Annotated in this window: 21 protein-coding genes; 8 read left to right on the top strand and 13 right to left on the bottom strand. The window is 67.3% G+C overall.

The features are described 5' to 3' along the window. The coding region (locus tag APY03_RS13830) for an efflux RND transporter periplasmic adaptor subunit (protein ID WP_232324255.1) at positions 1-873 on the top strand (873 nt) is incomplete at its 5' end. Between the two features lie 46 nt (positions 874-919). On the opposite strand, the gene APY03_RS13825 is transcribed toward APY03_RS13830, so the two are convergent. The 5 genes from APY03_RS13825 to APY03_RS13805 form a co-directional block, all read right to left on the bottom strand. Next, positions 920-1,909 carry a zinc-dependent alcohol dehydrogenase family protein gene (locus tag APY03_RS13825; RefSeq protein ID WP_068677736.1) on the bottom strand — a complete coding sequence of 330 codons (990 nt, stop codon included), beginning with the start codon at positions 1,907-1,909 and terminating at the stop codon, positions 920-922. A 70-nt stretch (positions 1,910-1,979) separates the two neighbouring features. Next, positions 1,980-2,699 (bottom strand): acetoacetyl-CoA reductase, encoded by a 720-nt coding sequence (gene phbB / locus APY03_RS13820; protein WP_068677734.1) that lies wholly within the window; start codon positions 2,697-2,699, stop codon positions 1,980-1,982. Positions 2,700-2,701: 2 nt separating this feature from the next. Then, the gene (locus APY03_RS13815) at positions 2,702-3,355 is read right to left on the bottom strand and encodes a BON domain-containing protein (RefSeq protein ID WP_068677732.1); all 654 of its coding nucleotides are present in this window, start codon (positions 3,353-3,355) and stop codon (positions 2,702-2,704) included. 135 nt (positions 3,356-3,490) lie between these two features. Next, positions 3,491-5,212 carry a PHA/PHB synthase family protein gene (locus APY03_RS13810; RefSeq protein WP_068677730.1) on the bottom strand — a complete coding sequence of 574 codons (1,722 nt, stop codon included), beginning with the start codon at positions 5,210-5,212 and terminating at the stop codon, positions 3,491-3,493. Between the two features lie 114 nt (positions 5,213-5,326). Continuing rightward, on the bottom strand, positions 5,327-6,025 hold the full coding sequence (locus tag APY03_RS13805; RefSeq protein ID WP_083944340.1) for a TetR family transcriptional regulator C-terminal domain-containing protein: 699 nt from the start codon (positions 6,023-6,025) through the stop codon (positions 5,327-5,329). 287 nt (positions 6,026-6,312) lie between these two features. On the opposite strand from APY03_RS13805, the gene APY03_RS13800 reads away from it, so the two are divergent. Further along, positions 6,313-8,955, top strand: coding sequence for a cation-translocating P-type ATPase (locus APY03_RS13800; RefSeq protein ID WP_068677728.1), 2,643 nt, complete (start codon positions 6,313-6,315; stop codon positions 8,953-8,955). 84 nt (positions 8,956-9,039) lie between these two features. Next, positions 9,040-10,614 (top strand): bifunctional aminoglycoside phosphotransferase/ATP-binding protein, encoded by a 1,575-nt coding sequence (locus APY03_RS13795; protein ID WP_232324254.1) that lies wholly within the window; start codon positions 9,040-9,042, stop codon positions 10,612-10,614. A 33-nt stretch (positions 10,615-10,647) separates the two neighbouring features. On the opposite strand, the gene APY03_RS13790 is transcribed toward APY03_RS13795, so the two are convergent. Both APY03_RS13790 and APY03_RS13785 read right to left on the bottom strand, forming a co-directional pair. Next, positions 10,648-11,169 (bottom strand): universal stress protein, encoded by a 522-nt coding sequence (locus APY03_RS13790; protein WP_068677879.1) that lies wholly within the window; start codon positions 11,167-11,169, stop codon positions 10,648-10,650. 154 nt (positions 11,170-11,323) lie between these two features. Further along, positions 11,324-11,872 (bottom strand): NUDIX domain-containing protein, encoded by a 549-nt coding sequence (locus tag APY03_RS13785; protein WP_232324253.1) that lies wholly within the window; start codon positions 11,870-11,872, stop codon positions 11,324-11,326. Positions 11,873-11,903: 31 nt separating this feature from the next. Between APY03_RS13785 and APY03_RS13780 the strand changes: the two genes are divergently transcribed. The 3 genes from APY03_RS13780 to APY03_RS13770 all read left to right on the top strand — a co-directional run bounded on the left by APY03_RS13780 (position 11,904) and on the right by APY03_RS13770 (position 15,450). Then, the gene (locus APY03_RS13780; RefSeq protein ID WP_068677725.1) at positions 11,904-12,488 is read left to right on the top strand and encodes a hemerythrin domain-containing protein; all 585 of its coding nucleotides are present in this window, start codon (positions 11,904-11,906) and stop codon (positions 12,486-12,488) included. Between the two features lie 88 nt (positions 12,489-12,576). Then, positions 12,577-14,946 carry a phosphoketolase family protein gene (locus APY03_RS13775; protein WP_068677723.1) on the top strand — a complete coding sequence of 790 codons (2,370 nt, stop codon included), beginning with the start codon at positions 12,577-12,579 and terminating at the stop codon, positions 14,944-14,946. Between the two features lie 132 nt (positions 14,947-15,078). Further along, the gene (locus APY03_RS13770) at positions 15,079-15,450 is read left to right on the top strand and encodes a YbaN family protein (RefSeq protein ID WP_068677877.1); all 372 of its coding nucleotides are present in this window, start codon (positions 15,079-15,081) and stop codon (positions 15,448-15,450) included. A 42-nt stretch (positions 15,451-15,492) separates the two neighbouring features. On the opposite strand, the gene APY03_RS13765 is transcribed toward APY03_RS13770, so the two are convergent. The 3 genes from APY03_RS13765 to APY03_RS13755 are packed head-to-tail and all read right to left on the bottom strand — an operon-like array spanning position 15,493 to position 17,890. Further along, positions 15,493-15,966, bottom strand: a complete 474-nt coding sequence (locus tag APY03_RS13765) for a DUF2269 family protein (RefSeq protein ID WP_068677721.1) — start codon at positions 15,964-15,966, stop codon at positions 15,493-15,495. Positions 15,967-15,983: 17 nt separating this feature from the next. After that, positions 15,984-17,306: an SDR family oxidoreductase gene (locus APY03_RS13760; protein ID WP_068677876.1), complete on the bottom strand. Its 1,323-nt coding sequence runs from the start codon at positions 17,304-17,306 to the stop codon at positions 15,984-15,986. Beyond that, entirely contained in the window at positions 17,303-17,890 is a 588-nt protein-coding gene (locus APY03_RS13755; RefSeq protein WP_232081231.1) for a hypothetical protein, read from the bottom strand. Before APY03_RS13755 ends, APY03_RS13760 begins: the two co-directional genes overlap by 4 nt. Positions 17,891-18,064: 174 nt before the next feature. Here APY03_RS13755 and APY03_RS13750 point away from each other — a divergent pair, with 174 nt between their 5' ends. Further along, on the top strand, positions 18,065-19,201 hold the full coding sequence (locus APY03_RS13750) for a hypothetical protein (protein ID WP_068677719.1): 1,137 nt from the start codon (positions 18,065-18,067) through the stop codon (positions 19,199-19,201). 165 nt (positions 19,202-19,366) lie between these two features. Beyond that, complete coding sequence (locus APY03_RS13745; RefSeq protein WP_162487163.1) at positions 19,367-20,356, top strand: DMT family transporter; 990 nt, start codon at positions 19,367-19,369, stop codon at positions 20,354-20,356. 27 nt (positions 20,357-20,383) lie between these two features. Here the strand turns inward: APY03_RS13745 and APY03_RS13740 are convergent, their stop codons facing one another. Genes APY03_RS13740 through APY03_RS13730 form a run of 3 tightly spaced genes read right to left on the bottom strand, consistent with a single transcriptional unit; the run spans position 20,384 to position 23,714 of the window. Further along, positions 20,384-21,286: a tryptophan 2,3-dioxygenase gene (locus APY03_RS13740; protein ID WP_068677717.1), complete on the bottom strand. Its 903-nt coding sequence runs from the start codon at positions 21,284-21,286 to the stop codon at positions 20,384-20,386. 38 nt (positions 21,287-21,324) lie between these two features. Then, complete coding sequence (locus tag APY03_RS13735; RefSeq protein ID WP_068677715.1) at positions 21,325-22,368, bottom strand: glutathione S-transferase family protein; 1,044 nt, start codon at positions 22,366-22,368, stop codon at positions 21,325-21,327. Further along, a complete protein-coding gene (locus APY03_RS13730; RefSeq protein ID WP_232324252.1) occupies positions 22,368-23,714 on the bottom strand; it encodes an amidase in 1,347 nt (448 codons plus the stop codon). The genes APY03_RS13735 and APY03_RS13730 overlap by 1 nt, the downstream gene beginning before the upstream one ends. Between the last annotated feature and the right edge of the window lie 34 nt (positions 23,715-23,748).

Raw genomic sequence — 23,748 nt, 5'->3', positions numbered from 1 at the left:
GGGGGGGCCGCAGCCGCGCTGGAGCGGGCCCGGGTAGCGCTTGAGCAGGCGCGTGTCGATCTTCGGCGCAACGAACAGCTGGCCCGGCAGAACTTCATATCGCCCGCCAAGCTCGACGCCGACAGGCTGGCCCTGCAGGCTGCGCAAAAGGATGTCGAGGCTGCCTTGGAGTCTCGCCACGTCGCCGAGCACGAGGCGGAGGTCGCCCGCGCAGCCTTGCTGGCGGTGCGCGCACCGGCGGGCGCGGCGAATGCCTTTGCTGTGCGCGCGCCGGTGGCCGGGCGCGTGCTGCGCGTGACGCAAGGCAGCGAAGCCACGGTGGCACTGGGCGCGCCGTTGCTGGAGATCGGCGACACCGCGCAACTCGAGATCGTGGCCGAGCTGCTGACGACGGACGCGCTGCAGGCGCTGCCGGGCTCGCTGGTGCGCATCGAGCGCTGGGGTGGCCTCGATACCTTGGAGGGTCGCGTGCGGCTGGTCGAGCCTGCTGCCTTCACCAAGGTGTCTGCGCTCGGTGTCGAGGAGCAGCGGGTCAACGTCCTGATCGAACTCACGAGCCCGCCTGCTTCCTGGCAAGCGCTGGGTGACGGCTACCGCGTCGGTGTGCGCATCGTCACGCAAGCCCAGGCTTCGGTGCTGCGCGTGCCGGTGAGCGCGGTATTTCCGCATGCCGACGGCGGCATGGCGGTGTTCGTGCTCGAAGGCGGGCGTGCACGGTTGACCCCGGTGGAGCTGGGCGGGCGCAACGGCAGCCAGGCGTGGATACGCAGCGGCATCGCAGAAGGCGCAACGGTGGTCGTCTACCCTGCAGCGGCGCTGCGCGATGGCGCTCGGGCGAAGGCGCGGCATGTGCCGGTGCAGGCAGCGTCGTGAGACCAGGCGCCGGAGATCCGTCCGAGCTCAGCTTGCACTGTGTGTGCTAGGGGAGCAGCACCGCGGCACCCTGAAGACGGCCGGCGCGAAGGTCGGCGAGCGCTTCGTTGGCCTGTGCCAGGCCATAGGTGGTGATGTGGATCTGCGGCGGGTGCGCTTGCACCTGGTCCAGGAACTCGCGGGCGTCAAGGCGCGTGAGATTGGCCACGGAGACCAACTGCCGTTCTTCCCAGAGCAGTCGGTAGGCAAAGGAGGGAATGTCGCTCATGTGGATGCCACCGCAGACGACCCGGCCGCCCTTGCGTACCGCGCTCAGCGCGATCGGGACGAGTTCGCCCGCCGGCGCGAAGATGATCGCCGCATCCAGCGGGACGGCGGGCATCTCGTCCGAGCCCCCGGCCCAGGTGGCTCCCAGCGATCGCGCAAAGGCCTGGCCCGCGGCATCGCCCGGCCGGGTGAAGGCATGGACCTGCCGGCCCTGGCCGACGGCGACCTGGGTGATCAGGTGGGCGGCCGCGCCGAACCCATACAGGCCCAGGCGCCGTGCGCCTTCACCGGCCGCCTTCAGGCTGCGCCAGCCGATCAAGCCGGCGCACATGAGAGGTGCGATCCGCGCCGGCTCCTGCGTCAACATGTCAAGCGGCAGGCAGAAATCGGCCTCGGCGATGACATGGCTCGCAAAGCCGCCGTCGCGGTGGTAGCCGGTGAAGCGCGGCGCATCGCACAGGTTCTCATGGCCGGTCGCGCAGAAGGTGCAGTGGCCGCAGCTGTGGCCCAGCCAGGGCACCCCGACGCGGTCGCCGATGCGGTGCGTGACGACGCCCGCACCAAGGGCTTCGACCTCGCCGACGATTTCGTGCCCCGGCACGATCGGAATCACGGGCAGCGGCAAGTCACCATCGACCACGTGCAGGTCGGTGCGGCAGACCGCGCAGGCCAGCACGCGCAGGCGCAACTCGCCGGCGGCCGGCTCCGGCAGCGGGCGCTGCTCCATCTGCAGCGCCTGGCCCGCGGCGTGGAGCACCATCGCCTGCATTACAGCTACGCCTCGTCCGTCAAGCGCATGCAAGTTGCAACTTCTCGTCATCGATGGAGAGTGCGGCCACTCAGGGCATGTACTTGCCGCCGTTGATGGACAGCGTGATGCCAGTGATGAAGCCGGCCTCGTCGGCGGCGAGAAAGACGACGCCGCGCGCGATCTCCGCCGGTGTCGCCAGCCGTCCCATCGGGACGGTCTTCAGGATCTGCGCCAGCGCGTCAGGCGGCACCGCGCCGACCATGGCAGTGTCGGTGTAGCCCGGCGCGACGACGTTGGCCGTGATGTTGCGGGACGCGCCTTCCAGGGCAAGGGACTTCGTGAAGCCGACCAGGCCCGCCTTGGTTGCTGCGTAGTTGGTCTGCCCCGCCTGGCCCGACAGTCCGTTGACCGAGCTCATGTTGACGATGCGGCCGAAGCGGCGCTCCCGCATGCCCTCGATCACGGCTCGGCACATGTTGAAGCAACCGCCCAGGTTGACGTCCAGCACCTCACGCCACTGCTCGAGCGTCATCTTGTGCAGCATCGCGTCGCGCGTGATGCCGGCATTGTTGATCAGCACCTCGATCGGTCCCAGTTCGGCCTCCACGCGTGCCACGCCCGCCTTGCATGCCGCCGGATCGGCCACGTTCCACGCGAATGCGGGTATGCCGGTTCGTGCGGTGAACGCCTCCGCCGCCCCGGTGTTCGAGCCGTAGTTGGCGGCGACGCGGTAGCCGGCGGCCGAAAGGGCTTCGGCCACGGCAGCTCCGATGCCGGCCGTTGCGCCGGTGACCAGTGCGACGCGCATCGTCAGGCTTCGACGAGCAGGTTGTTGATCACGTTGGCGACGCCCGGCGCCGACCATGCGGCGCCCTGGGCGGCCTTGCGTTCGGCCCAGGAGTGGACCTTGCCGCTGAGCGTGACATGGGCACCGTTCACCTCGATCTTGATGTGCCGGGCCTCGCGATCGGCCTGCCGCTCCAGGGCTTCCTGGATCTTATTTTCGATGTCGGCCGCCGTGAACTTCGGTTTGACGACGACCCGGTTCGTGACGCCGGTGACGCCGAGCAGGTCGCGCACGGCACTTTCAGCCGCCCTGCGCTGGTAATCCCACTCGACTTCTCCATTGAGCGTGACCCAGCCGCCTTCCACCATCGGATGGATCTTGTCGTCGGGCACGAGCACGTTCCACTCGATGGCGCGTTCCACCGCCATCGCGATGTCGGCGTCGGTTCGCGTGTAGTCGGAACTGAGCTTGACAGGCATCTCGATCGCCAGCGCCTTCACGCCCTTGACGCGCTGCGCAGCGCGCTCGATGGCATATTTCTCGGCATGGCTGGAGGGATGGCCGGTCAAGGTGACCACGCCATCCTTGACGATCACGCCGACGTCGGTCGCGGTGATCGCCGGGTCCCAGTTCAGTTCGGCGACGATGTCGCTTCTGAGTTGTGCATCGGATCTCATGGGATTTCCCTTTCGGTGGTGGATGGTGGCCAGTCATGGCGCCCCTGGTTTCGGGCTTGCGATGCCTGTGACCTCACTTTAGGAAGCCCATGGCGGTCGGGCGTTGCGCTGGATCAAGGGATCGGCATGGCGCGGTCACCGCCCCATGACATAGGTGCCCGGTGCATCGCAGACGGGGGCGTAGCCGAGCTGTGCGTGGCCCATGCGCGGTGGCTTGCGCCGCGGCCCCGAGCGAGCCGCGAGCCATGCTTGCAGCGCAGGCCACCAGGAGCCTTCGACCTGCTCGGCGCGGGTGGTGTACTCATCCGGCGATACGTAGGGCGCATTCCTGGCGCGGTGAAGGACCCGATAGTGGCGGTGCGCATGGCCGGGTTCGCTCAGGATGCCTGCGTTGTGGCCGCCGTCGGTGAGGACGAAGCTGATCTCGGTATCGCACAGCAGGTTCAGCTTGTAGACGGAGCGCCAGGGGGCGACATGGTCGGTTCGTGTGCCCACGGCGAAGATCGGTACTTCGATGTCGCCGAGCGAGACCGGGCTTCCGTTCACCCGGTATTGGCCGCGCGCAAGCGCGTTGTCGAGGAACAGGCTGCGCAGGTAGTCGGCGTGCATCCGGTAGGGCATGCGCGTGCCGTCTGCGTTCCAGGCCATGAGGTCGGTCATCGGCGTGCGTTCGCCGAGGAGGTAGTTCTGCACCATGGGTGACCAGATGAGGTCGATGGCGCGCAACAGGTGGAATGCGCCGGCCATCTGGCTCGAATCCAGATAGCCCTGGCGCGCCATCAGGTCTTCCATGAAGCTGAGCTGGCTCTCGTCGATGAAGAGGCCGAGTTCCCCCGGCTCCGTGAAATCAGTCTGCGCGGCCAGCAGCGTCACCGTCGCGAGCCGGTCGTCGCGGTCGCGCGCCATGGCTGCGGCGCCGATGGCCAGCAGCGTGCCTCCCAGGCAGTAGCCCACCGCATGCACGCGCTGCCGGGGCACGATGGCGTTGACCGCATCGAGGCTGGCCATGAGCCCCTGCGCCAGGTAGTCGCCGATGCCGAGGTCCCGATCCTTCGCATCGGGGTTTCTCCACGAGATCGCGAACACGGTATGGCCGTTGTCGACCAGATAGCGGATCAGGGAGTTGTGCGGGGAGAGATCGAGGATGTAGTACTTCATGATCCAGGCGCTCATGATCAGCACCGGCTCCGGATGGACCGTGGCCGTCGTGGGCGCGTACTGGATGAGCTCCATCAAGTGGTTGCGCAAGACGACCTTGCCAGGGGTGATCGCCACGTCGCGCCCAGGGAGGAAGTTCTCGGCGCCCTTTGGCGGCAGGCGCTGGAGGCTGCGCTGCAGATCTTCTGCAAAGTTGCGGGCGCCCTGCAGCAGATTCAGTCCGCCTGTCGCAGCGGTTCTTTGCAGCACCAGCGGGTGGGTGGCGGGCCAGTTCGCCGGCGAGCAGATCTCGTGCAACTGCCTTGCCGCAAAGGCGACGACCTGTTCGTGGTGGCGCTCGACGCCGGGCACGCCTTCGGTCAGCTGTCGCAGCCACTGGCCGCTTGCCCGGAACGCCTGCCGATACAGGTTGAAGGGCCACGCATCCCACGAAGGGTCTGCAAGGCGGCGGTCGTCTTCGTGCGAGTCCGGCGCAGGCGGCCCATGGGAGGGCAATGCCTGGAAAGCCTGGTCGGTGGCCTCGAGCCCCCGCGCCAGCGGAGCGCCCAGGAGCACTTGTGCACTGCGTGCCGGCTGCGCCGCCAGGTGGATGGCCCAGTCCGACCAGGCCAGCAACAGCGCTGCGGGTGAAAGCCCTCTCGTCAGTTGGGCCAGTCCGGCGTGCAGCGTCCGGTCCAGTGCTTCGACTCTGTCGTCCATCCAGATCCTCGATTTGATTGCCAATGGCGTCGAAGTCTGGGCGCTCGGGCGAGCCGGGCGTTTGATCGATGTCAAGGTGTCGCAACGTCGATCGCCGCGACTGCGGCAGCCCGGCTAGCGGACGCCGGCGAACTTCAGCACCAGTTCCGTGACTTGTGCGATCAGCTGGCGCAGGTCATCGCTCTGCGGCACGCTGCCCTTGAACGTCGCTTGCGCCGCATGGTCGGCGTAGAACTGGGTCACGGCGCAGAGATGGAGCAGGAACACCATCGGGTCGGCTGGCGCCATGAGGTCGTTGTTGATCCAGTCCTGGATCATCATTGCGACCTGGTGAGTGCGCTGCCTGCTCGTGTCCGTCATCGTCCTGAGCACCGGCGCACCGCGCAACACCTCGGCGGCCAGGATGCGCGCGCGCAGCGGATGCTCGAAAGAGAACACCATCTTGCGGTGGATCAGCTCCACCAGCACCCTGCGCGGCTCGCAGGCGCCGCGGCTGAAGTCGCAGCCACCGATCAGATCATCGACGATATCCTTCAGGACTTGCCGGTAGAGGCCTTCCTTGCTCTCGATGTAGTAGTACAGCTGCGCCTTCGATAGCCCCGCCTTGTCGGCGATTGCCTGGGCTGAAGCGCGGGCCGGGCCTTCGCTTGCGAACTCCCCGATCGCGGCATGATAGATTGCGTCCAGCACCTGCGCGTGCTTGCGCTTGCCAGGTGCCGAGGGCGCTGCCGTCCTGACTGGAGCACGCCCAGGCTGAACTTCCGTTCCGGTGGGTACGGCGTTGAGAAGTGCGACGTCTTCTGCTTCACTCATCGGGAGCTCCGTTGCTGGCGAGATGAACTTTGTTGTACTTCCGCAGGTCCGGCCAGAACTTGCGCTGCGTCAAGCGCGGTGTGGACGCTTCGACCGGGCGCCCGTGTGTTGACGCGCATCAAGACCGATGGGCATCCGTGCCCTGAAACTCGCACCGAACACCCTCTGGCCCTGCCGGGGGCTTGGCCATGTACAACCGCATTCCTGTTCCCTTCGACCGCAGCACGACCTCGGCAGGCCGTGCATCGGAGTTCGTCGCCGCGGCATGAGATTCACCGGCCGGTGCGATGAGGCCTGATCAAGACCCTGCGATCGACGACGCGCACCTGCAGTCTGCGGATGCCCTCGCCGCGCGCCTGGAGGTGAATCCGCGGATTGGCCTGACGGCCGAGCAGGCGCAGCGGCGGCGGGACATTCACGGCGAGAACCGGCTGCCCGAGGCAGCTCCGCGCGGCGTGATCCGGCGCATCGTCGATCAGTTCCGCGATTTCATGGTGCTGGTCCTGATCTCGGCTGCGCTGCTGTCCGGAGTCATCGGAGATCTTGCGGACACGGTGGCGATCGCGGCCATCGTGCTGCTCAACGCCGCGATCGGGCTCACCCAGGAGTGGCGCGCAGAGCGCGCGCTCGATGCATTGAAGCGCCTGGCCGCCGCGCGCACGACCGTTCGGCGCGATGGTCTCGCGCTGACCATCGACACCTCGCACCTGGTGCCCGGCGACGTGGTGCTGCTCGAGGCGGGCAACCTTGTCCCCGCCGATCTGCGCCTGCACAAGGTGGCCCAGCTGCGCGTGGACGAGTCGACGTTGACGGGAGAGTCCGTCACGGTGGAGAAGAGCACCGCGCACCTCCGCGAAGGTGAACATCCGCTCGGCGATCGGCTGAACATGGCCTTCAAGGGAACGGTGGTCACGCATGGTCGCGCCGAAGGACTGGTGGTCGCCACCGGCCAGCGCACGGAACTGGGCCGCATCGCCGGCTTGCTGCGTGACACCGGCGCGCGGAGCACGCCACTCCAGCTGCGCCTTGCCGACTTCGGCCGGCGGCTCTCCCTCGTGGTCCTGTTCATCTGCGGGCTGGTCTTCACCATCGGGGTGGTGCGGGGCGAGCCGGTGCTGCTGATGGCTCTCACGGCCGTCAGCCTTGCGGTGGCTGCGATTCCGGAGGCGCTGCCCGCGGTCGTTACGGTCCTTCTGGCGCTCGGCGCCCGACGCATGGTGAAGGTGAACGCCCTCGTCCGTCGGCTGCCCTCGGTGGAGACGCTGGGGTCGGTCAGCGTGATCTGCTCCGACAAGACCGGCACGCTGACCCAGAACCGCATGCAAGTGCAGGCCGTCGAATACCCCGGCGGCGGGACACCGCAACCGTTGTGGACCGCAGCGCTGCTGTGCAACGACGCGAGTCCGGACGCCAACGGCGCGTGGGTGGGCGACCCGACCGAGACGGCGCTCGTCGATGCGGCCATGAGAAGCGGCATGGACCCCCAGGCCATCCGCGCGGCGCATGTGCGGCTTCATGAATGGCCTTTCGATTCCGAGCGAAAGCGGATGAGCACCTTGCATCGGGATGGCAGCGACTGGGTCGTCTTCACCAAGGGCGCTCCCGAAGCGCTGGTGCCGCGCTGCACGCGCGTGGCCCGCGGACAGCAGGAGGCCGCGCTCGATGTCGCACAAGCCTTGGGCGCGGCGGCAGCGATGGCCGAGCAGGGCTTGCGCGTCCTCGCCGTGGCCCGGCGCTCGTTCGGGACGGACCCCGCCGGACAACCTGCGGAGGCCGTCGAGGCCGACCTGGTCCTGCTCGGCCTCGTGGGTCTGGCGGACCCGCCGCGTCCCGAGGTCAAGGCAGCCGTCTCGGATTGCCGCAGCGCGGGCATCACGCCAGTGATGATCACTGGCGATCATCCGGCGACTGCGCTGGCCATTGCGCGCGAGCTCGGCATTGCCGACGCCAACTCGCCCGTGCTGACCGGCGTGCAGCTCGCCGAGCTGGACGAGCCTGCGCTGCGACGCCTGGCCGGCGACGTGCATGTGTATGCACGGGTCGATCCGGCCCAGAAGATACGCATCGTGCAGGCGCTTCAGGCGCAAGGCCAGTTCGTTGCGATGACGGGCGATGGCGTCAACGACGCACCCGCGCTCAAGCAGGCTGACATCGGCGTTGCCATGGGGCTGGGCGGTACCGACGTGGCACGCGAGGCGGCGAGCCTGGTGCTCCTCGACGACAACTTCGCCAGCATCGTGGCTGCCGTCCGCGAGGGAAGGCGCATCTTCGACAACATCCGGAAGTTCATCCGCTACGCCATCACCGGGAACTCCGCGGAGATCTGGACCTTGCTTCTCGCGCCGCTCATGGGCATGCCGATTCCACTGCTGCCGCTGCATATCCTCTGGATCAATCTGGTCACCGATGGATTGCCCGGCCTGGCGTTTGCGGCAGAACCCGCCGAACGAGGCGTGATGCGGCGGCCCCCGCGCCCGCCAGGCGAGAGCCTGTTCGCAGGAGGAATCTGGCAGCACACGCTGTGGGTCGGGCTCCTGATCGCGGCCCTGTGCCTTGGCGTGCAGGCCTGGGCCTTGAAGACAGGCATGCATTGGCAAACGATGGTGTTCACGGTGCTCACGCTTTCGCAGATGGGATACGTGCTGGCCATCCGCTCGGAGAGCGAATCGCTCTTCACGCAAGGATTGCGCAGCAACCTGCCGATGGCCGGTGCGGTGTTGTCGACCTTCGCGCTCCAGCTCGCGGTGATCTATGTTCCGCCTTTGCAGAAGGTGTTTCGCACCGAAGCACTGGCGGTCGGCGAATTGGCGATATGTCTGGCATCCGCGGTCGTGGTGTTTGCCATCGTCGAAACGGAAAAGTGGTTGCGCCGGTCGGCACGCCGCCTCCGGCCGGCAGAGGCGGGCACGCACCAGGAGCCGGCTGCCTAGTAGCGCCCGGTGCCGTCCGCCGAGGGCGCGCGTCGGCTGGGCATCCCTCTTTGCAGATCCTGCGCCCGGGACGAGGGAAATCGGATGCACACTATTGGAATGACCGCGCCAGATTCAACTGCCGTCGCAGCGGACCGCACGCTGGTAACGGCCTTGCGTGAGCGCCTGCAGTCGGACACGGGCGAAGCGGTCTCTCTGGTGGAGACCCACATCTCGTGGGTGCTGCTGACCTCGCAGCTGGCCTACAAGCTGAAGAAGCCCGTCTCCCTGGGTTTCGTCGACTTCAGCACGCTCCCGCTACGCAAGCACTTCTGCGAAGAGGAGGTGCGCCTCAATCGGCGGCTCGCCCCTTCGCTCTACCTCGGCGTGGTGGCCGTGTGCGGCACGACCCGGGCTCCGCGCATAGGAGAAGGCGATCCCATCGACTTCGCCGTCTGCATGCGGCGTTTTCCCGAGGATGACTTGCTGCAAAGCCTGCTTGAGGCCGGGCGGCTGGAGGACAGGCATCTTGAACAGTTCGGACAGCGGTTGGCTGCGTTCCACGCGCAGGCGCAGATTGCCGCGCCTGCGTCCGAGTTCGGTGCGCCGGACCAGGTGGGTCGTCCAGCAGTCGATGCATTGGCACGTCTGCGCACCGATGCTGGCGCGCAGCGCACGAGAAGCCTGCAGGCCTGGATATTCGAGCAAGGGAAGGCGTTGCGCACGGCCTGGTTCGCGAGGCAGCGCAACGGCGCGGTGCGCGAGTGCCATGGCGACCTTCACCTGGCCAACGTGGTGCTGATCGACGACCATCTGACCGCCTTCGACTGCATCGAGTTCGATCCCGCTCTGCGCTGGATCGACGTGATGAGCGACGTCGCCTTCCTGACGATGGACCTGCAGGCGCACGGCCGCAGGGATCTCGCGTTCCGCTTTCTCGACGCGTACCTGCAGCACAGCGGCGACTACGCCGGCGTGCCGGTGTTGCGCTTCTACGAGGTGTACAGGGCACTGGTGCGCGCATGGGTGGCTCGCCTGCGTGTGCATGCAGGCGCCGGGCTTGGGCAGACCGTCGAGCCGGACTACCTCGCCTGCGCAACACGACTAGCGCAGACGTCGAGCACCGCACCGCGCCTGATGCTCACGCACGGCCTCTCGGGCTCCGGAAAGTCGACCATGGCCGCGGCGCTGCTGGCGGCCGCGGGCGCAATCCGCATCCGGTCGGATGTCGAGCGCAAACGCCTCTTCGGATTGGCTGCGCACCAGCGGTCCGTCGACCAGCACGCGGAGATCTACACGCAGGACGCGACTCAACGCACTTTCGCGCGCCTGGCCGAGTGCGCGCGCACAGCCCTGCAGGCCGGCTACCCGGTGATCGTCGACGCCGCCTTCCTGCGCCGCGACGAGCGGCTGGCATTCCGGGCCCTGGCGGCGGAGTTGCGCGTGCCCTTCTCGATTCTTCGTTGCCGCGCGGGCGAAGCGGTGCTGCGCAGGCGGGTGGCGGCGCGCGATGCCCAGGGACGCGATGCCTCCGAGGCGACCCTGGACGTACTGGAGCGGCAGCTTGCAACCCAGGAGCCCCTGGATCCGGCCGAATGCGCCCTCACGCTCGACGTTGCCACGGACGCGCCGGTGAATCTGGCTGTGCTGAGCGCCCGCTGGCTTGCGCTCCCCCTCTGATCCCGGCGCGAGGCCGCGACGGCGTGCGGCCGGTCACTCGAAGGCCAGGGCGCCCGTCGGCAAGCTCACCGTCTTCGTCGACTCGACCGGCTCGGCGGTCGAGTCGACCTCCGGCGCGCGCACCAGGAGCACCGGCACGTTTGCATAGCGCAGGATGTGCTCCGCACTGCTGCCCATGACGACCCGACCGACACCGCGGCGCCCGTGAGTGCCCAGGACGATCAGGTCCGCGGGCCACTTGGCGGCTTCGGCGTTGACCAGTTCGTGAACCGCGCCCGTAAAGCTGTCGGACAACACCGCGTCGGCTTCGATGCCGGCCGCCCGGGCGCTGGCCGTCGCATCGTCGAGGAGGCGCCTGCCGTTTTCACGAAGAATGTTCAGCCAGTCGCCGGCGTACCCCGAGTAGGCGTCCATGGCGAGGGCGAAGGAGAGCTCGTCGATGACATGGAAGAGACGCAGCCGCCCTTGCGTGAGCTTGGCCACGCGAATGGCCTCTTCGAGCCCGTGCCTCGATGTCGGACTGCCGTCGATGGGAACAAGAATCCGCTGATACATGACACGCTCCTTCAGTGCAGGTGAGACGGCCAGTATCGGAATGATGGTGCGCTGCATATTGATCTGGCTCAAGCGAACCCTTCGATCTGTGGTCATGGGGCCGCACTGTGCGGATCGTTGAAGAACTCGTGGCCGGCTCCGTCGCCAGGCGGCCTCAAGGCCTGAGCGCTTCGAGCCGGTCGATGAAGACGACCAGCCCAGGAAGGATGCTCCTGCGTGCTGATGCCGTCGCGAACCAGGCACCGCGGTCTGCTTCTGCGAACGTCCTGAGCGTGCCCGACCGCGGCGGCCATTCCAGCTCGAACGTGTTCGACACGAGCGCCTCGGGATCGCAGTCGCCCTCGAAGGCCCAGGCCGACACGAGCTTGCCGCCGCGCTGGCGAGCCTCTCCCAGGCTCAGATGCCGTGTTCCCGGCGCAAAACCGGTCTCTTCGGTGAATTCTCGTTTGGCTGCATCGAGGGCATCCTCGAGGCCGCTGTCGTACTCGCCCTTCGGAAACGACCATGCTCCCTCGTCGCGCCGTGCCCAGTACGGACCGCCGGGGTGCACCAGCAGCACCTCGAGCACACCGCCCTTGCGGCGGTACATGAGCAATCCAGCGCTTCGCTTTGCCATCTGCGGGCATTGGATCATGGGCAGCGACCTTGTGCGGGCGACGTGACGATCATTTGATCTGCAGCAAAGCCGCGCCGCGGCCGCCATGGGAGGCTAGAGCCCACCAACTGGAATTTGTATGGTCCACACCACCACCAAAATCATCCGTGAAGAGCATGCAGCGCTTTCGGCAATGCTGCGCTCCATCCTGTTGCTCCTGGCGCAGCATCGCCGGCAAGGTACGCTGCCCGACTTCGGCGCGTTGAGGGCGATGTTGTTCTACGTCGACGAGTTTCCCGAGAAGCGGCACCACCGCAAGGAGACGGAGTTGCTGTTCCCGAAGCTGCGTGCGCGGACGCCGCTTTCGCGGGAACTGCTCGATCGCCTGGACGACGACCACGCGCGTGGCGAGCGAAAGATCCGCGAAGTCGAGCATGCCTTGCTCGGCTTCGAGATGATCGGCGAGCCGCGGCGGCAGGCCTTCGAGCAGGCTGCAGAGCGCTATGTGGATTTCTATCTTGCCCACATGGCGATGGAAGAAAGGGAGATCCTGCCGTTGGCCGAACGGGTGCTCACCGACGACGATTGGGCCGACCTCGATGCGGCCTTCCGCGCCAACCAGGACCCGTTGACCGGATGCGAGCCCGAGGCGGACTACCGTGCGCTTTTCACCCGCATCGTCAATGCGGTGCCCGCACCGATCGGGTTGGGCGCGGCCAGTTGACGGGCGCTGGAGCGCCGCGGCTTGATCTGCCGCAAGCCTGCGCCATGGTCTGGGCATGAACATCACGCGAGCAACTCACGAGGCCCGAATGACCCACCCGACCAGCCGCTCTGCGGCAGACGATCTTTCCCTCCTTGATGCATGGTGGCGGGCCGCGAACTACCTGTCCGTAGGCCAGATCTACCTGATGGACAACCCGCTGCTGCGTGTGCCGCTCGCGCTGGAGCACATCAAGCCGCGCCTGCTGGGCCACTGGGGCACGACGCCGGGCTTGAACTTCATCTACGCGCACATGAATCGCGCGATCAGGGCGCGCGACCTGGATGCGATCTTCATTGCGGGACCCGGTCATGGCGGCCCGGGCGTCGTGGCCAACGCGTGGCTGGAAGGTACCTACAGCGAGGTCTATCCCAACGTAGGGCAGGACGCACAGGGGATCCAACGACTTTGCAAGCAGTTTTCCTTTCCGGGTGGCGTCTCGAGTCACGTCGGGGCCGAAACGCCAGGCTCGATCCACGAGGGCGGCGAACTCGGCTATTCCCTGCTGCACGCCTACGGTGCCGTCTTCGACAACCCGGACCTGCTGGCCTGCTGCGTGGTGGGTGACGGCGAAGCGGAGACCGGCGCACTGGCCGCCAGTTGGCATTCGAACAAGTTCCTGAACCCGGCACACGACGGCGCCGTGCTGCCGATCCTGCATCTCAACGGCTACAAGATCGCCGGCCCGACGGTCCTTGCACGCATCAGCGACGAGGAGTTGACCCAGCTGATGCGCGGCTACGGCTACGAGCCTCATTTTGTTTCGGGGCACGAGCCGGATGCAATGCACCGGGCGATGGCCGCCGCACTCGACACGGCGCTCGATGTGATCAACGCCATACAGGTGGAAGCCCGCGAGGATGGCTTCAGCCGACGCCGGCACTGGCCGATGATCGTCCTGCGCTCCCCCAAGGGCTGGACAGGTCCCAAGACCGTGGATGGAGTGCCGATCGAGGGGACGCAACGCGCGCACCAGGTGCCTTTGAACGGGTTCGTCGAGAACCCTTCCCATGTCGGGCTGCTCGAGGACTGGATGCGCAGCTACCGCCCGGAGGAGCTCTTCGACGAAGGCGGTGCATTGCGTGCGGACATTGCCGATCTCGCTCCCCGCGGGGCGCGTCGCATGAGCGCCAATCCGCACGCCAACGGCGGTCTGCTTCTCAAGGATCTGCGGATGCCGGAATTCTGCGACTACGCAGTGGCCGTCCCCGCGCCGGGAGCGGTGAAGGCGGAAGCCACACGGGTTACCGGCGAGTTCTTGCGCGACGTCATGCGGCTCAATGCCGCAGACTGCAATTTCCGGATGATGGCACCCGACGAAACCACCTCGAACCGCCTGGGCGCGGTCTTCGAGGTCAGCAAGCGGACCTCGACGGCCGAGATCCTCCCGGGCGACGACCACGTCGCGCCGGACGGGCGCGTGATGGAAGTGCTCAGCGAACAGCTGTGCCAAGGGTGGCTGGAAGGCTATCTGCTTTCCGGGCGGCACGGCCTGTTCTCGTGCTACGAAGCCTTCATTCACATCATCGACTCGATGTTCAACCAGCATGCGAAATGGCTGAAGGTGTCCAGCGGCATTCCGTGGCGCAGGCCGATCGCATCATTGAACTATCTGCTGACCAGCCACGTCTGGCGACAGGACCACAATGGCTTCAGCCATCAGGATCCGGGCTTCATCGATCACGTGGCCAGCAAGAAGGCCGAAGTGGTGCGCATCTACCTGCCGCCCGATGCCAACACGCTGCTCTCGGTGACCGATCACTGCTTGCGAAGCCGCGGCTATGTCAACGTGATCGTGGCCGGAAAGCAACCTGAGTTCCAGTGGCTCGACATGGAGTCCGCCGTGCGGCACTGCAGCGTCGGGATGGGGATATGGACCTGGGCCAGCAACGACGAAGGCCTGGCACCCGATGTGGTCATGGCCTGTGCCGGCGACGTGGCGACGCTGGAAACGCTCGCTGCGGTCGATCTGCTCCGGCGGGAGTTGCCCGACCTGAAGGTGCGCGTGGTCAATGTGGTCGACTTGATGAGCTTGCAGTCGCCGTCGGAACACCCTCATGGACTGGCGGATGCGGAGTTCGATTCGATCTTCACCGAGGACAAGCCGGTGGTCTTCGCCTTCCACGGCTACCCGTGGCTCATTCATCGGCTGACGTACAGGCGCACCAACCACGCCAACTTCCACGTCCATGGCTACCGGGAGGAAGGCACGACCACGACCCCGTTCGACATGACCGTGCTGAACAGGCTTGACCGCTTCCACCTCGCCGCTGATGCCATCGACCGCGTGCCGCGTGTCCGGGCGGCCGCGGGTCATGTCAAGCAGCACCTGCGCGATCGTCTCCTGGCGCACCGGGCATGGATCACGTCCCGCGGAGAGGACATGCCGGAGATCTTGAATTGGCGTTGGGAAGCCTGATTCGATCCTGAGACGGCGAATTCGAAGGAGGGCCGTTTGATCGCTCCGGTCGCCGCCTCGCCTTCCCGTCTACCATAGGGCCATGCCACTTTCGCAACTCCCGGCTGTTGACGCCAGGCAGCCTTTTTGCTGATGCTGCGGGCTCGAGCCGTGCGGCTGCTCTGGCGTCTGCTGGCCATTGTTCTTCTCGTTCTCGGCATGGTGGGGGTGCTTCTCCCCATTGTGCCGACGGTGCCCTTTCTTCTGGCGGCTGCCTGGGCGGCTGCACGGGGCTGGCCGGCACTGGAGCAGTGGCTTCTCGACCACCCGACCTACGGCGGGTTCATCCGCCAATGGCGCACTGCAGGGGCAGTACCACGGCGGGCGAAGTGGGCCGCGAGCCTGATGATGCTCATCAGTTCGGTGGCGTTGCTCGCCACGTCGGTGCCGGTCGGAGTGAAGATCGGCGTTCCCCTGGTCATGGGCCTGGTGGCGATCTGGCTCTGGAGCCGGCCCGAGCAGTAGCCCAAGTACCGGCAGCCGCTCTGCTGCCGCTGCTTCCCCATCTCACGCGGTCCCGGCCGGCTTCGCAATCATGAGCCAGAACAGGGCCAGGAAAAGGAAGAAGGCCGGCACGCCGAGGACGGCCCACCACCTGAACAATCTCCAGTAACGCGCGGGCAGCGCCTGGCCACGGCTCGCCGCTTCCGAGGCGAGATCGCGCAGCCGCATCTGCAGCCACACCACAGGCAGCCAACAGAGCATCGCGAGCACATAGCAGACGATCGACGCCTTGACCCAGGGCGTTTGCAGCGGCAGTCCGGCCAGATGCATCAGCCAGAAGCCGGTCAGCGGTTGCAGAACGGCGGTGGTTGCCGTGAAGAGCCAGTCGGCGCGCACCACCATCCGCGCCACCACGGCCACCGCGCGCACATCGCGCGAGAGCGTGGTCGCGAGAAGATAGAAGGCGGAGCCGACGCCGGTCCCGAAGAGCACGGTCGACGAGATCACGTGCAGCCATTTGACGAAGAGATATTCCATGGGCCCGCGTTCGTTGTTCAGCGGCGGGCAGCCCCGCGCCCGCTGTCCAGCGCCCAGAGCAGGAGAATGGCTGCGCACATGGGCAGGTTCTTCGACAAGGGCCCAAAGGGGTGCAGCCAGAACTCCGGCATTGCGATGCTGATGGCGGCCGTGTAGAAGGCGATCAGCGCCAACTGCGACGGCCACAGCCATCGCGCGCGGCCACGCGCACCCACCAGCAGGGTGGCGATGCCGAGCGCCAGGTCGAAGAAGGCTGCGCCGACGAGGGCGAGTTGCGCCCAGCCACCCTCGATTCCGACGCGTGCCAGCAAATCGAGGCTTTGGTCGCGCGGGTACAAGCCGATGGAGACGATGAAGGTCCAGATCCAGACAAAGGCGATTGCAAGACGCAGCGCCGGGAGCATCCACGCCAGCCAGGATGCTCGGCGCATGGCCTCGGCCTGCGCGGGCGCGACGAAGTGCCCGGGTGCGCGCGGCGGGCGGCCGAGCAGGGCGGCGAACTCGTCGGGCGCTGCCACGTTGCCGGCCAGCAGCATGCGCGCGGTGTCGCCGTCGAGAAAGCTCTGGCGCCAGTGCCCGGCGAGCTTCGCCATGTGGAGAAAGATGCTCTCCGGCAGCGGGACGACGAGCTGCCGGCGCCCTTGCCCGAGCTGCGAGCGCAGTTCGTGCAGGTAGTCGTTGAAGGCCAGTGCGCAAGGGCCGACGAAGGCCAGCGTGCGGGTGCCCGAGGGGCGCTGCGCTACCAGGGCGGCCACGCCCGCGACCAGATCCTCGATGTGCACGGGCTGCACGGCTTGCCGGCCGCCGCCCGGAAGCGCCAGCACCGGCAGTACGGCAAGCGCCGCGAAGAGCCGCGCGCTCGCGCCTTCGTCGCCCCATACGAGCGAAGGCTGCACGATGGCCGAGGCCAGCGGAAGGCCGCGCAGATAGGCATCCGCGGCGGCCTTGCTGCGGTGGTAGCCGGTGGCGGCCTCCTCGGTCGCGCCGAGTGCCGAGATCTGCACGACGAAGGCCACGCCAGCGGCTGCGCAGGCGTCGAACAGGCGCGCGGGCCCCTCGAGATGCACGGCCGCGAAGGCGCCCGGGCGGCCTTCTCGCAGCACGCCGGCCGCATTGATCACCACGTCGCCAGGCAGCAGATGGGCAAGCCAGAACGAAGGCGGCGGGATGGCATCGAAATCGACTGCAAGCCAACGCGTGCGCGCCTGGAGCCAGCCCGCGCCGCGCGCGGCTGCAACAGGATTGCGTGCCGTGCACAGCAGTTCATGACCGCGGCGCGCGAACTCGGCGGCCAGCGTCCCGCCCAGAAAGCCGCCAGCGCCTGCGATCACGATTCTCACGGCGAGCTGCGTCTGTTGGCGGCCAGGCATCCGGCCGCCAGGCCGACGGCGAAGGCGCCGTACACCAGCGCCATGGCGCCGGTGGACAAACGATGCTCGAATCCCGGCGTGAGCCGTTTGGGTGTGGCCTTGTAGTCGACCAAGCAGGCCAAGGCGGAGGCGACCGTGGCGCCCGCCATCGCCTTGGGCACCGTCTGCGCGTCCTGGCGATTGCCGTGCAGCCACGCATAGAGCACGGCCCAGAAGGTGGAACTGAGGTGGTGGATCGCATACCCGACCGCCGTATGGCGCAGCGTCGGCCGGTCGACCGCCAGGGCCTCGCCGCCCCAGAGCCAGTGGCTGATCGCGTTGGTCGGAGCCACAGCGCTGCCGGTCTCTCGCCGCCCGGCCAGGGCCAGCGCGACGGTGGACACCACGCTGGCCATCGCGCCCGCGATCAGGCCGGTGCGCAGAGCGGCGCCCAGTGCCGCGTCCGCACGCTTCTCGACCTGCCCGGCATCGGCGGGCGAGCCTTCTTCATGCGTATGGTCGTGGTAATTGGCCGCAGAAAACGTGGATGGCGCGGAATACGGCGGCTGGACCATGGCGAGGCTCCTATTGTTCAGCATGGATTGGCGAAGGCTCAGGACTGCAAGCGCGCTGCAGGTTCCACAACTGCAACCTACGGGCGAACGGGTCGTACCCATGTAGGAAGCAGCGCATTTCTTTCTTGGTGGCCGGCGGCACCGCTGGTTCCGCTTCATGCGGTACAAAGCCGCATGACCCTCCGACTCGCGGCTTCCCTCCTCGATCTCGTGCTCGGCCTGGAGCTCGGTCCTTCCGACAAGGGGACTCCCAATCGCTGCTCGCTCGACGGCGTCACATGGGAATCCAGGCAGGAGGGCGTGATCGATATCGGAATCCGCAAACTCGAGGCCGCAGCGCTTCGGCTTGCGTCGGGTGCGCTCGTGCTGGAGATCGGCCGCATTGCCGTGCACGAACTGGCGGGCCAGGTGCGGATCGAGGCCGGCGTGCCGCGCCTGTCTGCCCTCGGGGCCGCAGGGGTCGAGTTATCGGGAGTGAAGCTGCACGGCCCCTTGGGCTTGTCGCCGCAGCTCCAGGAGGTGTGGAACGCCCTGCCAGGGTCACCGCCTGCCGGCATCACGGCGGGCCAGGCCGCAGCGGATGCCTGGTCCCTCGGCCCGCTCGGCGAGGCCGAGGGCGTCATCCGCGGGGAGATCACCGACGCCCACCTGCTGTTCGACGCCGAGGTGACGGTGCCGATACGGCACGGGCAAATCGACTTCAGCGACGCGACCGTCGAGCACGTGGGGCCCGACTCGCGCATGGGCGTGAGCCGGCTGGGCCTCTATGTCGATGCGCCGAACGGGCGCAGCTACCTGTACCAGTTCGCGTCGGCGCCGCTCGCGGGCGTGGAGTTCGAGCGCCGCGGCGCCTTGCTGAGCCCCTGGGTCTCCGAGCGCGGCACGCTGCGGCTGCAGGCCTTCGCGGAGTCGATGCTGCGCCAGGGTCGCCGCGGCCACGGCCAGGGACTGACGGAGCAGGCCCGCCTGTTGCTGGGCCGCACCGCTTTGTCGGGCGAAGTGCAACTCGGCGATGGTCGCTTTGCCGTGCCGGGCCTGCAAGCGCACATGGTGGGACGCAGCGAAGGCCGCAATGCGCTCGGGCTGCGTTCCGAGGCCGTGGGCCACGGCTTGACCGTCGAGATGGCTTCATTGTCGGCCCGCGACGCAGCGGCGAAGTGGAAGGGCGCCGAGCTGGCCTGCGATGAAGTCACGGCGGGTCTCAAGCTCCAGCTCTTTGTAGAAGGCCGGCAGGTGCGCTTCGTCCTGGAAGTCGAGAACGGCAGGGCAGCGGGGCCGCGGCTGGATCTTGGTCGTTCCGAAAGTGCGTAACACGCAGGAAAGCGAACTTTCTCCGGACTTGCTTTGTAGGAAGCATCCTACTAATCTTCGTTTCGGTTTCTCCCGGGTGGGCATCAAGGACCAACCCCTTCAGGCCCGCCTCGTGCGGGCCTTTTTTCGAGGTCGGCGGCCATGCCGACTGCGCGGCAAGCGGGAATGCACAAGCTTGGCATGATCGGGGGCGGCATGGTCCTCGCGCATGCCTCGATACGTCCCAGCCTTCTCATGACGCCGCAGCTCTCGTCCTCCCGATCCTCGCCCCGCGTCAACGGGCGCGCCATCGCCATGATGATCGGTGCCATGGGCTGCTTCGTGCTCAACGACGCGCTGGTCAAGCACGTCAGTCAATCCATGCCTTCGGCGCAGCTGATCTTCGTGCGCGGGGTCATGGCCTCGGCGCTGGTGCTGCTGGTCGCCCACCGCCTGGGCGCGCTGGGCCACGCGAGTGCGGTGCTGAATCCCCAGGTGGCGCTTCGGGGCGCGGTCGATGCCTGCGCGACCATGATGTACCTGCTGTCGCTGTTCCGATTGCCGATCGGCAACGCCACGGCCATCAACCTCGCTGCGCCGCTCTTCATGACCGTGTTCGCGGTGTTCTTCCTGGGCGAGCGCGCCGGCGTGGCGCGCTGGTCAGCGGTGGTGTTGGGTTTCGTGGGCGTGCTCTGCGTGGTGCAGCCCAGCGGGGAAGGCTTCAACGCATGGGCGCTGCTGTGCCTGGCCGGCACGCTGTTCCACGCCATGCGCGACCTGATGACACGGCGTATCGATCCAGCCATCCCGTCCGTCATCATCACCCTTGCCACGGCACTGGCCGTCACCTTGCTGGCCGGCTGCCTGACTTTGCTGAGCGGCTGGCAGGCATTCGCGCTGCGCGACCTGGGTTTGCTGGGCGTCGCGGCCGCCTTCCTGGCATCGGGCTATTTCCTGCTGGTGCAATGCATGCGCACCGGCGAGGTCTCGCTCACGGCGCCCTTCCGCTACACGGCGGTTCTCTTCGCCATGCTGCTGGGCTACGCGATATGGAATGAGGTCCCCACCGGGTGGGCTTGGGTGGGGATCACGCTGCTCGTCGGATCGGGGCTGTACATGCTGCACAGCGAGCGGGGCCGGACCCGCGCGGCGGCGCTGGAGGCGCAGCCGGAATGAAAAATCACTTCGTGTGGGGCCGTCGGGTCATCGCTTGGACATGTGCGGGCACACGGCCGGCGGGCGAGGCTGCGGATCGCCGATGAAGGTGCGAGCCGACCATAGCTCGGGGAACGGGATCTCGTCCATCGTGGGCGCCAGCCATGCGATGCCCTCGGTGCCGAAGTACGCCGGCCTGGCGCCAAAGGTCCGGCGCGTTGCCATCAGGTGGCGATACTTCCAGTGCGTAAAGCCCTCTGCGATGTCGGCAAGTGTCTCGCCGAGCTGCTGCAGTTCGATGTGAGTGTCCGGGTCCGCATAGATGTTGCGCCAGACCTGCTCGACCTCCTTGCTGGGGCTGTAGCGTGCGCTCAGGTCACGCTCCAGCCAGGCACGCGGCACATCCATGCCGATGCGTGCGAAGCAGGCCAGCACATCGTCGTAGAGGCTCGGCTCGGCCAGTGCCTTGGTGAGCTGAGCCAGGCGCTGAGGCTGGGGAGCGAAGTGCTGCAGATGTTCCGCCTGCTTGATGCCCAGCAGATAGGCCATGTGCCGATAGGTCCATCCCTGCAGCGCCGTGTCCTTGCCATGCGTCGCGGCCGCGCGCGAGAGAATGGCCAGCAGGTCGTTGGGCGTCATCCAGGCAATGGAGCGCCAGATCGCATCCAGGGGTTCCTGATGGGCAACCACCCGCAGCAAGGTCCGGTGGGCCTGGGCGAGATTGTCCGCGCGCAGGCAGGTCTGCGCCGTCTGGATCTCCTTGATGATGAGCATCCAGTAGAGCTCGGACACCTGCACGTGCACGATCCACGCGTGCTCGCCCGGATGGTCGCTGACCGTGCGCTGCAGCGAGTGAAGCACGTCGGTCTGGATCCATGCGCTGTAGGGCGTCTGGCCGGCCGCCGTGCGCAGCGCTTCGGGCCTCTCGACGTTCTGGGGGCTGTTGCTCATTTCGTGCTCCTGGTTGTATTCACGTGGTGCAGAGGACTTCAGGCCGCGGCCGTGGCGGCACAGTGCGCGACGCCATCCATGTATGCAGAGTGCGGCATCGATCGGATGGAGGCCTGGATCGCCTCCTTGCAGAGGGACGGCCGCTCGGCGAGCATCTCGAAATAGCGCTCGACATGGGGAAGTCCTGCCCACATCGAGGACAGTCCCAGATAGTTCAGGCGGACAAGATTGACACCCCACAGCACGTCGGCGAGCGAGAAGGCGTTGCCGGACAGGCAGGAGAACGACTTCGCCCCGAGGTCTCGCTCCAGGCCCTTCAGGAGATCGTCCGCCGTTTGGCGAGCCGCACGTTGAAAAGCAGGGTCGCGGCACACCTTCTTGCCGCCGCTCTCCTTCGCGATCTTGGCGCGGCAGGCGGCAACCAGCTCGGCGTCGTCGGCATGGGTGGCAATCAAGCGCTCCAGCGCCATGATCTTGTAGTCATAGACCGTCTCCATGGACGACTTGAGTGGATCGGGCCGCCGGTCGGCGTCGGGGTGGAACCCGTAGAGCAGCGCCCCGTTCGGAATCCTGTCGACGATGCCGACCTGGCGCATCACCTCTGTGCGTGCCTCGGGATCGTCCGGCACGAGCCGGACCGGCGCGCTCGAGACCGCATCGAGATAGCAGCAGATCCGCCGCGAATCCGCCACCACTCGACCTGCCTGGTAGTCCACCAGCAACGGCACCACGCAAGGGTCGAAGCCTTCCGTTTCGACCGAGGTGCGGCCGCTGTAGCCGCTCACGAATTCCAGATCCAGCTCGCGCGCTGCGAGCAGCCGCAGGCGGATGTAGGCCGTGCTGTAGTGCTCGGCCGGTACCAGGCCGTGCGGTCCCATCGTACTGAGGATGAGCATGTCGTTGGAACGATAGGGCAGTGCCTTCTCGTGCAGCACCGTGCGCACCTTCTGCGAGCAGAGGGAGCTCGCGGCGTGGAACAGTTCGAAGCGCGGGTTCGCGCTGTCACCCACGACCGTGGTGCGGCCTGGGTCCTGGATGGCGGCGCGGGCGGAAGCGGCCATCGTCATCAACGGGGGCGTCATCACATTTCTCCTTCTCTGTGTGGCGGGCAGGTCGACCATTCACGATCGGTCTGGCATGGCAGGCAGGCAGACCGATGTGGCGGATGCAGCAGTCGCTCCATCCGCCGTGCGATCCGCAGCAGTGCGGCGTCCTCGCCGGGGCGGCCCACGACCTGCAGCCCGACGGGGAGCGCGCCGGGACGCCTGCGCAGCGGGATGGAAACGGCGGGGCAGCCTGCGAGGTTGAAGGGCGCCGTATAGGTCATCAGGGCTTCGCGCACGCTGCCGGTCCAGCCTCCGATCGCCAGCCTTGTCTGGCCGACGAGCGGTGCGGTGCATGGCGTGGCGGGCAGCACGAGGAAGCGGTGCCTGGCCATGAGGCGCTGGAGGCCGGCGGCGAACTTTCGCCGCGCCTGTTGCGCCAACGCGTAATCTTCCACTCGCGTCGCCCTGGCATGAGTGAGCCGTTCGACCGTTTCCGCGCCGTAGTGCGCGGCAATCCAATCGGAGTCTCTTCTCCCGAAGTGGACGAGTCCGCCTTCGGCCAGCACGATGCGCGCGAAGGCGTCGAAGCTGCCGCTGAAGAGATCCCCCGCGTTCAACTCCTCCAGAGGGAGGGCCGACGCCAGCGCATCCGCCGCGACGGCGAATGCGCATGCGACGTCCGAAGCGGGAGGCAGCGAAGCGATGCCGCAGATCACGCCGACCCGGGCATCATCGAGTTCGTCCGCTGCGCCGCTGCTGCCGACGATGCCCAGCGCATCGGCAAGAATGCTCACGTCGCCGACGCTTGCCCCCAGAAGGCCGGGATGATCAAGGCTGGCGGCCAGTGGAAACACGCCCTGCGTCGGCAGCGCACCATGGGTCGGCTTGAATCCGGCCACGCCGCAGAGCGCGGCCGGAATGCGCACCGAGCCGCCGGTGTCCGTGCCAAGCCCGGCAGCCATCACGCCGTCGGCGATGGCCACGGCCGCACCGCCGCTCGAGCCGCCCGGAATGCGGCGCGCGTCCAGCGGGTGGAGGGTATCGCCGAAGGCAGCGCTCGCCGTAGTGACTCCCCAGGCGAATTCGTGCGTGGTCGTCTTGCCGACCACGATGGCGCCCTGTTGCACGAGCATGCGCACGACGGCGGCGTCGGCGGAAGGGATGTTGCCGATGAAGGCGGGCGAACCGTAGCGCGTCTCGATCCCTCGGGTGTCGATCAGGTCCTTGACGCCGATGGGCAGGCCTTCGAGCGGACGTTGCGTGCCTTCGGCGTAGCGGCGATCGCTGGCGAGCGCCGCCGCCATCGCCCGCTCGCGCGGGATGGTGGCAAAGGCATTCAGCCTGCGCTGCGTGTCGTCGGCCCGCCGCAGCGTGTCCCGCACGAGCTCGCTTGCACTGATCCGGCCAGCGTCGAGA

This window comes from Variovorax sp. WDL1, assembly GCF_001541225.1.
In the GTDB taxonomy this organism is placed as follows: Bacteria; Pseudomonadota; Gammaproteobacteria; order Burkholderiales; family Burkholderiaceae_C; genus Variovorax.
This window is presented reverse-complemented; position numbering and strand designations above follow the sequence as displayed.